Here is a 14,850-nt window from a genome sequence, read left to right on the forward strand (position 1 = left end):
TGACTCGCTCAACTCGCGTGGAGGATGCCGGCGTCCGTGCCCGCCGGAACGTATTCCTGCAGCCGCGCCGCGAGGTTCGCCTCGCGCTGCGGTTCGTACAGGTCGTGGTAGACGCCCATCGCCGAACGGTCGGACGCGCCGCTGCGGATCTCCGCGCAGCAGTCGTCCGCCAGGCGCAGGTAGTGCGGCGCGCCGTAGCGCAGGCGGCGGAACTGCGGCACCACGCGCAGCCGCTCGGCGGCGCGTTGCGCGGGCGCGACCGCGGCCAGCGCCAGGTCGGGCTGGCAGTGGAAGCGCAGCGGCGTGCGCGAACCGTCGGCCACGTAGCAGAAGCGCACGCAGCCCTGCTGCCGGCGCAGCACGCGCAGCGGCGCGGCGAAGATCGAATCCTCGGCCAGCAGCACGCCGTGCGCCTGCACCGCGCCGATCACCGTGCAGCGGCGGAAGCTGGCGTCCACGTAGGCCACCGCTTCGTCCGGAGCGCCCAGCGCCACGCGTTCGAGGCCGGTGGCGTCGAGGATGCTGTCGCACAGTTCCAGCGTGGGCGGATCGCCGCGCCGCGCGGGGCTGATCACCGAGATCGCGCCGACGATGCTGTGGTCGATGCGCAGCGCGGCGCGGGTGCCGTCCAGCGTGATGCTGGGCTCGCTGGGGCGCTTCGGGTCGCAGTCGCATTGCAGCGCCCAGCCCGGCACCAGGGTGCAGTGGCGGATCACCAGTTCGCACAGGTCGTCGTCCGGCGCGGCTTCCTCCGGCGCGCCCTGCACATCGATGCCGCGGCCCACCACCAGCAGGCCGTCCAGCAGCACGCGGCTGCCGGCGCCGCCGCGGATGCCCAGCGCGTCCGGCTGGCTGGCGCGCACGTCGAGCAGGCGCAGCACCGGCCGCGTGCCTTCGGCGGCGCGCAGCTGGATCGCCTCGCCGGTGTCCAACTGCAGGTCCACGCTGCCTTCGTACACGCCGCTCTCGGCCAGTTCGATCACCAGCGCGCGCAGCGCCGGCGTTGCCGCTTTGGCCTGCACCCAGGCGGCGAGCGCGGCGGCGATGCTGTCGAAGTGGCCGGGCGGCCAGCCGCCGGCGCTGCCGGCGGGCAGCGCGGCGTGCACCACGTAACGCGTGGCGCCGGCCAGCTCGGGCGTGACGCGCAGGTACTCGCCGCCGCCGAGGTCGGCGGCGAAGCCGTACTGGTACGACACCCACACGCCGCGTTTCGGCCGCTGGTTCGCGGGGAACATCAGGCGGCCGCGTTCGGGATCGACCGCCACGCGCCCGCGCGGCACCTGTCCGCGCCAGCCCGACAGCTCGGCCGGCAGCAGCGCCTCGCGCGGCACCGGCAGGCCCTGGCCCTTGGCTGGCCAGTCCGGCGCCCAGATCTGCACGCTGCGGCCGTCGCCGTAGAGTTCGTCCGGCACGCTGGCCTGGCCGTCCACCGGCGGCCCGCCGGCGAAACGCCAGCGGCGCAGCGGCAGCGGCAGGTTGCGTTCGTCGGCGATGTGGGTGGGTTCGGTTTCCTCCACCGGCAGCTGGAACAGCGGCGTGTCGTTGCCCAGCACGCTGAAGCTGAAGCACTGCGGGCCGCGTTCCTCGATGCAGTAGGCCGGCGTGCAGGTGACCGGATAGCTGCGCAGGCGGCAGGTGAACACGCCCACCGCGGGAATGTTGTGGCGGCCGCGGCGATGGTGGCTGCCCATGCGCCGCACATCGACGCTGTGCGCGAACGGGTCGAACGCGCCGTTGGCCCAGCCCAGCAGTTGCAGCCTGCCCGGATCGCGCAGGTCGGCGCTGCCGCCGCGACGCGGATGCACGTGGTCCAGGTGCTGCATCCAGCCCAGTTCGCGGTAGAACTCAGCCGCGCGCGCGGGCCAGCCGGCGGCGTCGCGGGCGAGGTCTTCCAGCAGCGACAGCGTGCCCTTGCGGCGGCGCGCGTCGATGGTGTTGGCCACGTCGGCACGCGGCGCCAGCACGCGGCCCAGGCGTGCGTCGCAGCCGCCGTCCTCGCCCAGCGTGGCCGCCTCGGGCAGCAGCGTGTAGCCCAGCAGGTCGCCGATGTACGGCACCACCCAGTCGTCGCAGGTTTCGATGAACCAGTTGTCGTACAGGCGCGCGATGTCCTGTTCCAGCACGTCGGCCTGGCGCGCCAGCACGCGCAGGAAGTCGCGCAGCGCATGACCCTGGTCCGCGTCGCGCATGCGGTAGACCACCGGCAGCAGGTCGTACAGCCGATCCGGGCGCGGGTTCATGGCGTGGCCTCCTGCAGCAGCAAGGTGTCTGGGATGTCCGGCGCCAGGCAGGCCAGTTGCGCCGGACGCAAGACGCCCTGGTCGTCGTAGCGGGCGGGCAGCGCCGGCACGCTGGACGGTATCGTCGTGGCGGCTGCGCCAGTGCCTGCCGCCAGCGCGATGCCGGACGAGCTGCCGCCGTTGCCCTTGCCGTTGCCGCCGAAGCCGGCCAGCACGGTGGCCTCGTCCAGGCGGCCGAACGCGTCGACGTCGACCCAGGCCACGCCGCGCACGGCCTGCACGCAGGCGACCAGCTCGCTGAGGTACGCGCCCTGCGCCAGCGCGCGCCGCTCGAAGCCGAACGCGTCCAGCAGCGCCGCGCGCACGGCCGGCTCCACCGATTCCCAGGCGTAGTCCGGCTGCAGCCCCACCTTCGCGCTCACGGTGAGCGTCAGCAGCTCGCGCACGTCCAGCCGCACCGGCAGCGACGGATCGCCATAGGCCTGCAGCGACTGCAGCAGGTTGCGGTAGAGGTCGGAGGTGGGATCGATGGGCGCGTCCGCGGCGCCCGCGATGGTCACCTGGACCAGGCTGCCCAACCGGGTCGCCAGCGCCTTGCCGACGCCGCCGAAGCCGCGCGAGAAGTCCGCGTAATCGGGCACCGAGACCAGCCGGTCCAGCGCCAGCACCGCCAGCGGCACGTTGCCGCGCGCCTGGTCGCGGGTCTCCGCGTCGGCGCCGCCGGAGGCGCGCAGCGGATTGACCACCGCCTTGACGCCCAGCGGCTTGGTCGCCAGCAGGCTGATCTGCTGCGCCTGCACGTTGCCCGGCGTGCCGATGCCGTTGCGGTAGGCCGCCACCACGTTCTCCACGCCGGTGGGCAGGCGCGCGCCGTGCGCGCCGTCGCCGAAGAGCACGGTGGTGGTGCCGCCGTCGTCGGTGGAGGTCGCGAAGCTGCGGTCGTTCGCGCCGGCGAACGCGAGATTGCGGATCTCGTGCCACTGCATGCCGTTGACGCGCACCACCAGCGTGCTCGCCACGCCGTCCACGGTGGGCGCGGATATCCAGGTCAGCGGCTTCTGCTTCAGCGCGAACGCCTGCATCGCGGTGGCGCCGCTGCCGCTGCCCAGCACCTCGTTGCGGGTTTCGCCGTGGGTGGCGCGCACCACGTTCGCGCAGATGCTCACGCTGTCGCGGCGGTAGGCGTAGGCCAGGCCCTTGTTCGCGAACACCAGGGTGCTGTGCACGCGGTCGCCCGGCAGCGCGGCATCCACGCCTTGCTCCACCGCTTCGAGCATCACCAGCTCCGCGGCGTTCACCGCATTGGTGCCGGGCACGTCGGTGCGCTGGCCTTGCACGACAACCCAGCGGCCGGACTTGAGGCCGTCGACCGCGGTGTCCAGCGTGAGCCGGGTGGCGCCGTCGCCGGCGCCGGACGTCGTCGTCGCGTCCGTCGCGCCGACGTCGTCGTCGATCGCCTGCTCGGCCGGCACCAGCAGCTCGCTCTGGGCGAACACCTGCTGCACCCGCACGGTGGGGGTGATGCGCCGGACCAGGTTGATCATCGCGACCGGCCCTCCGGCCGCCGGCGCGGCGGCGACGTCCTGCAGCTGCAGTTCGGTGGTCTTGCCGCTGATCCCGTACGCCGTGCGCGGATGGACGGACGCCGCGGCCACCGTGTACACGTCGATGGTGGCCGCCGCGGTGGCCGTGGCCGGGGTCTGCACGATCACGTAGCTGCCGGGGCGGATGCCGTCGTAGGCGTTGTCGAGATACAGCCGGTCGTCCGGCTCGATGCTGGCCCAGTCGGCGTCGGGCTGCGACTGGTAGTCGCCGCTGGCGTCCTTCACCAGCTTGCTGGGCCACGGCGCGTTGTAGCCGAAGCGCGCCGCCGCGAGGCGCTGCACGTAGATGTTCCTGACCTGGGCCGAGCCGGCCGGCGAACGGGTGCCGCTCCAGGCGGCGTAGAACGTGTCGGCGATGCGCCGCTCGAAATTCAGCAGCAACTGCGGGCGCACGTCGCTGGCCGTGCCCAGCGCGACCGCGGCGCTGCGCGACAGGCGCGTGGTGTTCGCCGGTTGCAGGGTCGGCGGCTGGCGCAGCGCATCGACCAGCCCCACGAAGCCGCCCGGGGATTTCGCGATCGCGGTGCGGGCGAGCATGGCGGCGGGCGGTGCGGCGGCCGCGGCGGCGCTCGCGGCACTCGCGCCCGCATCGGCCAGCAGGCTCACGCGGGTGCGCTGCTGCTGCAGGTCCACGTCGACCTGCTGGATCTGGCGCACCGCCGGCGCGCTGCCGTCGTCGAACTCGAACACCAGCCAGTCGTTGGTCTTGAGGTTGGACGCGGTCCCCGCGAAGGTCAGCCCGGACACCGTGGCCAGCGAGTCGCGGGTGATGAGCTGCGGCCGGGTCAGCCGCGGCGTCAGCGCGTTCCACTCCGTGCGCGCCTCCAGCGGCTCGGCGGTTTCGAAGGTCTGCATCTGCTCGCCGGGCGCGGGCACGGATTGCGCGCGGGCGCCGGCCGCGATCGTCACCGGCGGCGAATCCTTTTCCACCGTGTAGGCCAGGTAGACGCTGGCGGCCACGCCGGGGCGCGGGCGGTAGTCGACCAGCCGCGCGAGTTCCAGCACCGAGCGGCGCTCGGCGGCGGTGCGCAGCCAGCCTTCGTTGGCGATGCGTTCCTGGTAGAACGTCAGCACGTCGGCGCCCACCGCCCAGGCGTCGAGCAGCGCCATCGCAGGGTCGTCCGCCTCGCGCGTGCGCAGGCCCGCCAGTGCGGGCAGGCTGGCGTCGCTGAGGTCGCGCTGCATGGTGGCGTGGAAGTCGGCCCAACTGCCGACGCGGTAGCGCAGGGCGGTCAGCCCCGGCCGGTTGTACAGCAGCAACGGCGTGCGTGCGGTCGTGCCGCATCCGCAGGCGCAGGCATGCTTGCCGCAAGCGCTGCAGCAGCTCATCGGCCACCTCCCATGTCGAAGCAGATGCTGCCGTGGTCGGGATGGTCCGGGTCGTTGTCGACCTGGGCGATCTCGCGCGCGCCCAGGTGCAGCACGGCGTCGGCGGGCACGCCCTGGTCGTCGTCGCCGTCGGCGCGGACCAGGGTGGCGACGTCGACGTGGGCCACGCCGGCGATGGACTGCGCCTCGGCCAGCAGCGCGCTGGCGTACACCGGCGCGCCCAGCGTCAGCCGGTCCGGATGGAAGAAGCCCGGCGTGCCGTCGCGGCGCAGGCCGGCGCTGAAGCGGTCCAGCAGTTCGGCCTTGACGTGGGCGACCAGGAAGTCCGGCAGCACGCACACGGACAGCGCGATGCGCAGCGGCACGTAGCGTGCGGCGCGCACCTCGACGTCGTGGCCGATGCGGCGGTAGCGCTCCAGTTGCGCGCGGATGCGCCGAGCCAGTCCCGCCGGCAGCGATTCGCGGCCCAGCGGGTCCACCGCCACGTCGGCCACGTACCAGCTGCCGCTCCATTCCAGCGCCGCGGCCGCGCCCTGAAGCTCGGGCGCGCGGGCGGCGAACATGGCGTAGTCGGCGGCGATGATCGCGCGCAGCGGATTCGCGCGGAACGCGCCGGGCGCGTAGCGCTTCACCTCGGCGGTGCTTTCCGGCGCGGTGCCGCCGCTGGCCGGCAAGGGGTTGCGCGGCACCAGGTCGGTTGCCAGCACGCCGGACTTCAACGCCAGCCACGTGATGCTGTCGCGCCCCACGTTGCCGGCCGGGCCGTTGCCGAGGCGCACGGCGGCGCGGAAGAAGTCGCCGGCCTGCGGCTGCATGCCCAGCACGCCGTCGCCGAAGCGCAGGTGGGCGGCGCCGTCGTCGTCCATCTCGACCACGAAGTGGCGGTCGTTCGGGCCGCTTTCCAGCAGGTCGTAGCGCGACTGCCACTGCCAGTGCGGGTCCGGCGTGCCGGCCACCAGCACGTCGGCGAGCGCGCCGCCGTGGACGTCGAGCTGGGGCAGCGCCAGCCGCGGGTCGCGCGCCAGCAACTGGCACACCGGCGCCTGCGACGGCAACGGTTCGGCCCAGGTGAGCGGCGTGCCGGGCAGCACGTGGCCGGTGTCGGCCGGCGGCCGGCGCACGTCGACCACGGCGCCCTCGCAATGGCAGCAACCGTATGCCAACGCACCGGGCACCAGCCAGCAGTCCTCGGCCAGCGCGCCGCAGCGGGCGCAGGCGTCGGGTATCGCGGCCAGGGCGACGGCGAGGCCGGGATAGTCGCCGTCGCCGCCGTCCGGCGTGCAGATCGGCGCGGCCGTGCATTGCCCGCGCACGTGCTCGCCGTGGTCGACCAGCAGCACGTTGCCGCGCGCCAGGCTCACGTCGTGCAGCCAGCCGCAGTCCGGCGCCGGCAGGCGCACCGACAGGCACAGGTCGAACGGCAGCGCATCGCAGGGGTCCCAGGCCACGTCCAGCAGCGGCGTGCCGTCCAGCGGATCGACCGCGGGCTGCACCGCGGTGAGGCGCACGGCATGCCGGTGCGCGGGATCGGCATCGGCGGGGTTGCCGGTCTGCGGCCCCAGCACCTCCTCGAAGATCAGCAGGTCGCCGATCGCCAGCTTCAGCACACGCGCCGGCGCGGCGACCGCCGCGGCGTTCGCGGCCGCCGGAGCGGCGACGGGTGCGGCTGCCAGCGCGGGGACGGGCGCGGGTGCGGGCGCCGGCGAAGGAGCCGGCGCGGGTGCAGGCGCGGGAGCAGGCGCAGGAGCAGGTGCCGGCGGCGCCGCATCGACCAGGGTGGCGCGCGTGCTGCCGCGGGGCAGGCAGCATAGCTCGTCGCCCCAGCGGTACAGGCGGATCGCGCTGTGCGCGGCGACCACGGCGAAGCTGGTGGCGCCGTCCAGCGCCATCGGTTCGAAGACCAGCGCGCCCTGGGCGCGGGCCGTTTCCAGCTGGGCCGCATCGATGATGCCGGGCGGCGGGTTGCCCGGCACCGACGGCGGCACCAGCAACAGCAGGTTGTCCAGCGCGAGGTCGACGTCGCTGCTCGACGCCAGCGCGACCAGCGCGCGGGCGTTGCAGCCCTCGTGCATGCGGTAGTCCACCAGCCGCGCATGCCGGCGCACCGAGATGCGCCGGCGCGCGGTGCCGAGGTAGGCCTCGGTGGCGACGGCGTCCTGGTAGTAGCTGAGGTAGTCGGCGGTGTACGCCAGCGTCTCCACCAGCGCGATGCCCAGGTCCGGCACGTGGCGTTCCTGCCACGCCGGCATGTCCAGCGCGAGGCGGTCGAGGAACAGCTGGCGGAAGCTGGCGTAGTCCTTCGCCAGGTAGTCGATCTCCGGCGCGGGCGGCGGCGCCTGCACGCACGGCGTTTCGTCCGCGCAGTCCAGCGTGCGCGCGCAGTCCAGCCGGAAGCGCAGCGTGGCGCAGGCGTAGCGCGGGTCGAAGCCGGGATACGCCCGCCAGCTTGCCGGGTCGTTGCCCGAGGCCGCATCCACCAGGCACAGGCAGTACGCGGTGTGGTCGCCTTCGCGGTCCAGTTGCACGCGCAGGCAGGCGTCGTCGTGCATTTCCGGTTCCAGCTCGGCCTGCACGGCGAGCACACGCAGGCCGGTGATGCGGTCGCCGCCGCTGACGCGCACGTTCGCCACGCCCAGCTCCGGCGGGATCGCGCCGAACAGGTGCACGCACAGGCTGGTCCCGTCGTCGCCCACCTCGACGTAGTCGATGCCGTTGAGCGCGCCTTGCAGGCGCAGCTGCTCGCGCCGCGCCGGCACGCTGCACGCCGGCAGCAGCGAGCAGCCGACGATCGCGGAGCCGGCGGTGGTCTGCGCGGCGCTCATGGCAGGCTCCGCTCGAAGCTGTCGCTATGCGCCGTGCCGGTGGCGCGCACCACGTAGCCGAGGTCCACGCGCAAGCTGGAATCCTCGCTGGTCACCGCCAGCGCGCCCACCTCGATCACGTCGCCCAGCCAGCGCTGCAGCGCCGCCTGCAGCGTGAACTGCAGCGCGGCGGCCAGCTCCGGGCTGTTCGGCGCGAACACCAGTTGCAGCAGGCCGCTGCCGAAGTCGGGCCGGTTCACCCGCTCGCCGGGGTTGGTGAACAGCAACTGCTCGATCATGTCGCGCACGTGCCCGTCGTAGCCGGTTTCCGCGACGCGGCCGCGCGGGTCGAAGTGGAACGGGAAATCCATATTTCCTTTGGGGATGTTCATCACGGTGCTCATGGCGACCTCACATCGCGGTGGCGCGCGTCTGGCTGGCGACGATCAGCAGCGGCGTGCCGGTGGGCGCGCAGATCGCCTGGCTGTCGATGAGCAGCAGCGGCTGGCCGCCGGAACTCACCCGGGTCGCGGCGGTGACGAACTGGGCGCTGATGCACGGTCCGTTCGCCGCGGGCGGCGGCGGCAGTCCGCAGCCGGCGACCAGCCACGGCGCCGGCTGCGTGACCGTGGGCTGGCCGCCCACGGTGACGCGCGGGTTCGGCATGCTGGCCTGCGCCTGGCCGCCGTGCGAGCAGAGCACGCTGGCGCCGACATGGATCAGGAAACCCGGCATCGCATCCTCCTCAGGTGACCGCCAGTGCGCCGTTGTTGATCGTCACCGTCGGGCCCGCGAGCACGATGGTGGCGCCCTTGCCGTTGGAGATCGTGATGCCGGTGTCGTTGATCATCACCATCGCGCCGCTGGCGCTCTTCAGCAGGATGCCGCCGGCTGGGCCCGGCACGTCGCTGATGGAGATGAGGTTCTGCAACCCCGTCTGCAGCACCACGCTGGGGCTGGCCGGGTTGCCGGCCAGCGCGAGCGCCGGCACCTCCGCCGCGCTGCCCCAGTAGCCGCCGGTCCAGACCGGATAGTCGGGATCGCCCTGCTCGAACTCGATCCACACGCCGGCGCCGATCTGCGGCACCACGTAGACGCCGCTCTGCTTGCCGGCGAACGGCACGCACGGCATCGCCCAGCTCGACGGCAGCAGGCCGGACACGTCCGGCACCATCGCCTGGATGCGGCCGCGCTGTTCCGGGTCCACGTTCTGGATCACCGTGCCGCGGTACTTGCCGTAGAAGCGGTTCATGACGGCGCTCATGGCGGCACCAGCGGCACGGTGGAGAGCAGGCCCTTGCGCGACAGCTGGAAGCTCTGCTTGTACTCGCCGCGCCTGATCGTGTGCCGGACCTGGCTCACGTAGTGCAGGCCGTCGAACGCCGGCCCCACGCCGCGCACGCCCACCAGCTGGCGCGGCTTCAGCACGCGGCCGTAGCGCACCACGTCCAGGCTGCCGCGGCCGGTGACGGTGTCGGCGGACTTCGCCGCCTCGGCCATGCCCAGCAGCAGCGCGCGCTGCGGCGTGTACTTCGCGGTCTCGGGCAGCGGACGGAACTGCTGCGGCGGCGGATCGAGCAGGCCCAGCGGCGGGTTCAGCGGAGTGATGTCGGGGATGGGCAGCGGCAGCGGCACCTTGGTCTGCTCGTTCTGCACGTAGACCACCGGCAGTTGCCGCGCGTTGCCGTTGTAGCTGAAGCTGAGTTCGTCGACGTTGCTGGCTCCATCCATGTCGGCGTTCAGCGCCGGCTGCGGCACGCCCACCTTGATCTTCGGTCCCCAGTACGCGGTGCTCATCCCCGGCAGCGGGCCGGGTTCGAGATAGAACACGTAGCCGACCCGGCTGGCCAGCAGGCGGATGTAGTCGAGGTCGCTGCCCTGCTGGGTGGGCACGCGGTTGGTGGGAATGGGCACGTCGATCGCGATGCCGGGGATCACCAGCGGCACGATGCCGAGGAACGCGTACTTCGCCAGCAGCAAGGCCACGATCGCCTCGGCCGGCATCGCGGGGTAGGGCTGCCCGGGCAGGCCGGAGAACTCCAGTTTCTGCATCGCCGTGGTGAGGTCGTCGCCGGTGACCTGCAGCGTGCTGTGGCGCTGGTCCGCGCCCGGCAGCACTTCCGTGTTCGTCACCACGCCGTCGATCAGCACCTCCGGCATGCCGTTCACCGTGGCCACCACGATCACCCGCAGCAGCGGCACCACGCCGCCGCCGGACAGCAGGAACAGCGTGTGCAGCGGTGAATTCACGCTCAGCGTGAACTGCAGCGTGAACGCGCCCGCGCTTTCGTCCGGCGCGTTCACCTCGACCCTGGTGAGCGCGTCCAGCACCAGCTGCGGCACCGGCACCGGCACCACCGGGCCGACCAGCAACGTCAGGTGTACGCCTTCAAGCATGGGGAACTCCCGGGATACCTTGCGGCAGCGTGATGGCGAGCGCGCGCCCCATCGTCTCGGTCAGCTCGTCCGGGCGCAGCGCGCGGTTGGCGTCGGCCAGCCGCCAGAACTGCTCGGGGTCGCCCAGGTACTGGGCGGCGATGTTGTCCAGCCGCTCGCCCTGCTGCACCAGGTGCCACTGCAGCAGCGCGAAGCTTTCGGGCGCCGGCACGAAGCGGCGGCGCAGGTAGGCGACCGTGCTGCCGTCGGCGCGCACGAGGCTGGCGGTGGGCGTCAGCGCGTAGCGGCTGGTGGGCGGGAAATTCGAGCTCATCGGGACATCTCCATCGCGGGTCGGTCACTGCGGATTCGTCAGGCGTACACCGCCTTGCGCAGGTCTTTTCTGGAGCGCAGCTCGGCCAGCATCTGCGACTCGCTCAGGTCCAGCGCCCATGTGGGCCGCAGCTGGAAGTGCGGCTGGTCGACGATGGTTTTCCAGTTGCCGCCCCACTCCAGGCCCAGGTCCTGGCCCAGCACGCCGACCGCCTTGTATTTCGGCGATTCGGGCAGGTAGCGGTTGCCCTCGAACACGCCGACGTCGAACGCGATGCCGAAGTTGTGGTTCGAGTAGCCGGCGCGGGCGTTGGTCACGATCGTTCCGGGCGCCGTGCGCCCCTGGGCGTAGAGCGCGGCCTGCTCCTCGTAGCTGCGCAGCCCGCTGATCACGCGGATGGTGATGCCGGCGCCCGCCGCCTTCTGCACCAGCGCGCGCGCCATCGGCCGCAGTTCCGGCAGCAGCGTGGCGATCAGCTTTTCGCTGCGTTCGTCCACCGGCGAGATCGCCGCGGACGGCTGCGCCCCGTCGATCTTGCGGGCGACCAGCCGCCCGTAGATCGCGCCCCAGGTCTGCGGCCCCGCCTTGCCGTCCACGGTCACGCCGAGAACCCCCTGCACGGCGGCGATCATTTCCTCGATACGCATGGTGGTCTCCGATTCCTTCGCGATGGCCGGCGTTCCGCCGACGGGACTGCGGGCTGTCCGGCGCCCGGATCAGGGCACGCCGGCCAGGCCCAGCGCCGACAACTGGCCGCCGGCGCCGCCGGCCAGGCGTTCCTTCTGTTGCAGGTAGCTCATGAACAGGCTGGCGGCCTTGTGGCCGCCCGGCACGTCGTTCACCGACAGCACGCGCAAGCCCAGGCTGACCTTGGCGCGGATGGGGTTCAGCGCCGTGTCGAACGCCTCCTCGGTGATGCTGAACTCGGTGACGCGCACCGGCAGGATGCGCGACTTGCTCCACACGAACAGCGCCAGCGGCGTCTCCATCGGCACGATCTCCAGCGTGCCGATCTGCGCCAGCAGGTCGTTCGCGCGCAACTGTCCGCTGGTCGGATAGACCATGGTTTCCAGCGCCGCCAGCTGGGCGAAGATGCCCGAGGCGACCACGCCGCCGTTCTGCTCCGGGAATTCCAGCTGGTCGGTGGCGTCGATTTCCGCCTCCAGCTTCAGCGTCTCCACCGGTGGCCCCTTCAGGCGCAGCACCTCGGAGCGGTCGCCGCCGTCCGCGCTGATCGCCTGCACCTGCAGCGAGCGGGTGAGCGAGTCGGGGTTGTACTGCAGCGCGATCACGCGCCGCACCGCCGAGCTGGCCGCGTCGATCAACACGATGCCGCCCTTGAGGATGCGCGGGGAGCCGGGGAATGCGCTCATGGGTGACTGCCTGCGCCGATACCGATGCGGCGCGCCTGCTCGGCGTTGATCTGCGCCTGCCTGGGCTGGCCCAGCGTCACGTACGCCCTCGCCAGCGCCGCATGCGATGCCGCCGGCAGCGCGACGCCGGTGGCCTGCAGTTGCGCGGCGATGGTGGCGAGCTGGCGCTGCCGGTCGGGATTCACGGCGGCCGGGGCGGCGCTGCCGGCCACGCTGCCGCCGGCCGGAGCCGCATGCGGCGCGGTGGAGCCGGCTGGCGGCGCCGGGGTTGGCGGCGTGGCGGCCTGCACCTGGTTCAACTTCGCGGTGAGCACCGGCACCAGCGTGGCGCGCACCTGGGGCGACGGCTGCTTCTGCAGCACCGCCTGCGCCAGCTGGTAGCCCTTGTTCAGGTCGCCGATCGCGCGGTAGCCGTCGGCCACCTTGGCCTGCAGCAGCGGATTGCCCGTGGCGCGCTGTTCCACCTGGGCCAGCGTCTGTGCGTACTGTTGCTGCTGCTGCGGGTCGATCTGCTCGGTGGGTTGCGCCCGCAGCCGGTCGATCTCGACCAGGTTGTTGCTGAACTTGATCGACTGGATGCCGGGGAACCCCATCAGCACGATCGCGACCACGAACAGCACGATCACCGCCTTGAAGTCGCGCCGCTGCACGATCATCACCGTGATCGCCGCCAGCGCGAACAGGAACAGCACGAAGCCGCAGACCAGCATCAGTTTTTCATAGCCGTACAGGCCGTCGAAGATGCTCATGACATTTCTGCCTCGCCGTTGTGGTGGCCGGGCGCGCCGCCTGCAAATGCCGTTGCCCGGGGCGTGCCGGCCTTCATTGGTTGAGCCACGCCGCGTGCGCGAAATACGCGTACGAGTCCGCGTTGTCGTAGGCGGCGGAGGCGCCCATCGTGCTGCACCTGGTGCCGCCGTCCTCCCAGCAATAGCCCTTGTCGTCCGTGCCGTCGTAGAGGTGGCTGCATTCGTGCACCAGGGTCTTGGCAAGCCCCACGTCGTCCTGGTCGAAGCCGCCCTCGCACAGGTGCACGTGCAGTCCGATCCACTTGCTGCGCGAGTACCCGCGCGTCACGGTGCCCGGACCGCCTCCGCAGAAGTGGTCGTAGAACAGGGTGCCCTTGGCCTCGCATTCCACGGTGATGTTCTTGAGCCCCTGCAGGATGGTGAGCAGGCCGTCGTGGACATGCTCGAAGGTCTTTTCGCCGTCGTCGCCGAAGTAGGTGCGCAGCAGCAGCTTGGTGTCCGCGTTGGTGTGGTCGCGCAGGCGGTACAGCGCCTCGCGCACCATGTCGACGGCGATCGGCTGCGCTTGCGCGATGGCCTTCTTCTGGTCCGTGTTGCAGTCGGCGGTGTCCTGCGCGACCGGTTTCGGCACCGGCCGCTTGCCCTCGATCTTCTCGTCCTCGAAGGTGTACTCGCGGCTGACCGCCCGTATCAGCGCGGCGCGGTTCCATTGCCGCGCGACGGCGTTGTCGTTCGTGGTCATGCAGTCGTTGAGCGACGCGCCGGAGGTGCCCGTCACGTTCACCGCCGCGGCGGCCGGCAGCACCGCGCGCACGGCGTCGGCGCGTTCCTTGCGCAGCGCGGTGTTCAGCGGCGCCTCGCCCTGGCAGTCGGACAGTCCGATGATTTCCCACTGGCTCTTCGCCGCGGACACCGTGCCGACCAGGGTGGGCCACAGCGGATGGCGGGTCAGTCCGCCCTTCACCACGTCCTTGCCGATGTCGAAGTTCGCGACCAGGAAGCCCGCCTCGGGCGCGGTCACGTACTCCAGGATCATCGGCTGCGCGCGGGTGGTGCGATCCTCGTCCGGCTCGCGCTGCGGGCAGTCTTCCAGCGACATGCGCGCGCGCGTGCAGGGGACGAAACGCTGCAGGGCGACGCCGCCCTGCGCCTGCTGCAGCGTGTGCGTCAGCTCGTGCGCCAGCAGTTGCCTGCCGGCCGCGGTTCCCGGTGCGTATTCGCCGCGCGCGAATGCGATGTGCTCGCCCACGGTGTAGGCGCGTGCGCCAAGCTCCTGGGCGGAAGCGGCGGCCGCGTCGTCGGTATGCACGCGCACGCGCGAGAAGTCGTGGCCCGGTGCGGCCGCGGGCGCGGCCATGGTCATGACGCGCCGGGCCATGTCGTCCGCCTGGCGTTCCAGCGGATCGTTCGCCGCGCCCACCTGCAGCGGACCGCCGGCGACCGGCGCCGCGCCCACGTGGCTGGCCGCGCCGGAGCCGTGCGCGAAGCGCGGCTCCATGAACGACCGCGCGGCGGCGTCGAGCGGGCGGCCGGGCGAGGCCAGCACGCCATGCACGCTCGCCGGTGCGGTGCCGGCTTCCGGGCCGCCGGTCGCCAGCCGCTGCACGCGTTTGCGTTCCTGCGCGCACTGCGCGCATTCGCCGCCGCCCGGCGCGTGCCTGCCGCAGGCGCACTTGCGCTGCAGGATTCCCCCGGGATGGCTGCCCGCGGCGGCGGGGGCGCGGGTGGCGGAGATGCTGCGCTCAGACATGGCGACCTCCGCGCGTGTCCGCGTTCTCGACGTTTGCAGCGGCTGGCATGCCGAGACCGCGCCCCACCGCGGCGGCGATGCGCGTGGCCAGCGGCCCGGCGTCGTTGTGCGCCGTGGCGGACGCCGTGGGCCGAAGCGTCGCGACATGCCCGAGCTGGCGCAGTGCCGCCGTCGCGCCGGGCGCGCGCAGCCATTGCGCCAGCTCGTCCTGCACGGCGGCGCGCACGTCGCCGGGGCGTTCGCCTTGCAGCAGCGAAGCGTCCAGCACCAGCCGCTCGATATGCAGTTCCATGC

Annotated in this window: 13 protein-coding genes; all 13 read right to left on the reverse strand. The window is 72.4% G+C overall.

The window, feature by feature from the left end; translation table 11 throughout:
- Nucleotides 1-8: 8 nt before the first annotated feature.
- Entirely contained in the window at nt 9-2,240 is a 2,232-nt protein-coding gene (locus tag PCA_RS02435) for a hypothetical protein (RefSeq protein WP_181300618.1), read from the reverse strand.
- Complete coding sequence (locus tag PCA_RS02440) at nt 2,237-5,173, reverse strand: putative baseplate assembly protein (protein WP_181300620.1); 2,937 nt, start codon at nt 5,171-5,173, stop codon at nt 2,237-2,239. Before PCA_RS02440 ends, PCA_RS02435 begins: the two co-directional genes overlap by 4 nt.
- Nucleotides 5,170-7,995, reverse strand: a complete 2,826-nt coding sequence (locus tag PCA_RS02445) for a putative baseplate assembly protein (protein WP_181300622.1) — start codon at nt 7,993-7,995, stop codon at nt 5,170-5,172. Before PCA_RS02445 ends, PCA_RS02440 begins: the two co-directional genes overlap by 4 nt.
- Nucleotides 7,992-8,366 carry a GPW/gp25 family protein gene (locus tag PCA_RS02450; protein WP_219918481.1) on the reverse strand — a complete coding sequence of 125 codons (375 nt, stop codon included), beginning with the start codon at nt 8,364-8,366 and terminating at the stop codon, nt 7,992-7,994. Before PCA_RS02450 ends, PCA_RS02445 begins: the two co-directional genes overlap by 4 nt.
- 19 nt (nt 8,367-8,385) lie before the next feature.
- On the reverse strand, nt 8,386-8,709 hold the full coding sequence (locus tag PCA_RS02455; protein WP_181300625.1) for a hypothetical protein: 324 nt from the start codon (nt 8,707-8,709) through the stop codon (nt 8,386-8,388).
- Between the two features lie 10 nt (nt 8,710-8,719).
- Nucleotides 8,720-9,238, reverse strand: coding sequence for a phage baseplate assembly protein V (locus PCA_RS02460; protein WP_255436609.1), 519 nt, complete (start codon nt 9,236-9,238; stop codon nt 8,720-8,722).
- Nucleotides 9,235-10,371 (reverse strand): hypothetical protein, encoded by a 1,137-nt coding sequence (locus tag PCA_RS02465; protein ID WP_181300627.1) that lies wholly within the window; start codon nt 10,369-10,371, stop codon nt 9,235-9,237. The genes PCA_RS02460 and PCA_RS02465 overlap by 4 nt, the downstream gene beginning before the upstream one ends.
- Entirely contained in the window at nt 10,364-10,684 is a 321-nt protein-coding gene (locus PCA_RS02470) for a LysM peptidoglycan-binding domain-containing protein (protein ID WP_181300629.1), read from the reverse strand. The genes PCA_RS02465 and PCA_RS02470 overlap by 8 nt, the downstream gene beginning before the upstream one ends.
- A 38-nt stretch (nt 10,685-10,722) precedes the next feature.
- Nucleotides 10,723-11,331 (reverse strand): M15 family metallopeptidase, encoded by a 609-nt coding sequence (locus PCA_RS02475; RefSeq protein WP_181300631.1) that lies wholly within the window; start codon nt 11,329-11,331, stop codon nt 10,723-10,725.
- Nucleotides 11,332-11,400: 69 nt separating this feature from the next.
- Nucleotides 11,401-12,057, reverse strand: a complete 657-nt coding sequence (locus PCA_RS02480; RefSeq protein WP_181300633.1) for a hypothetical protein — start codon at nt 12,055-12,057, stop codon at nt 11,401-11,403.
- Nucleotides 12,054-12,806, reverse strand: coding sequence for a hypothetical protein (locus PCA_RS02485; protein WP_181300635.1), 753 nt, complete (start codon nt 12,804-12,806; stop codon nt 12,054-12,056). Before PCA_RS02485 ends, PCA_RS02480 begins: the two co-directional genes overlap by 4 nt.
- 73 nt (nt 12,807-12,879) lie before the next feature.
- The gene (locus tag PCA_RS02490) at nt 12,880-14,556 is read right to left on the reverse strand and encodes a DUF4157 domain-containing protein (RefSeq protein WP_181300636.1); all 1,677 of its coding nucleotides are present in this window, start codon (nt 14,554-14,556) and stop codon (nt 12,880-12,882) included.
- Nucleotides 14,549-14,848, reverse strand: a complete 300-nt coding sequence (locus tag PCA_RS02495; protein WP_219918498.1) for a hypothetical protein — start codon at nt 14,846-14,848, stop codon at nt 14,549-14,551. The genes PCA_RS02490 and PCA_RS02495 overlap by 8 nt, the downstream gene beginning before the upstream one ends.
- Nucleotides 14,849-14,850: the final 2 nt, after the last annotated feature.

Source organism: Rhodanobacter sp. PCA2 (assembly GCF_013620825.1).
Lineage (GTDB): Bacteria > Pseudomonadota > Gammaproteobacteria > Xanthomonadales > Rhodanobacteraceae > Rhodanobacter_A.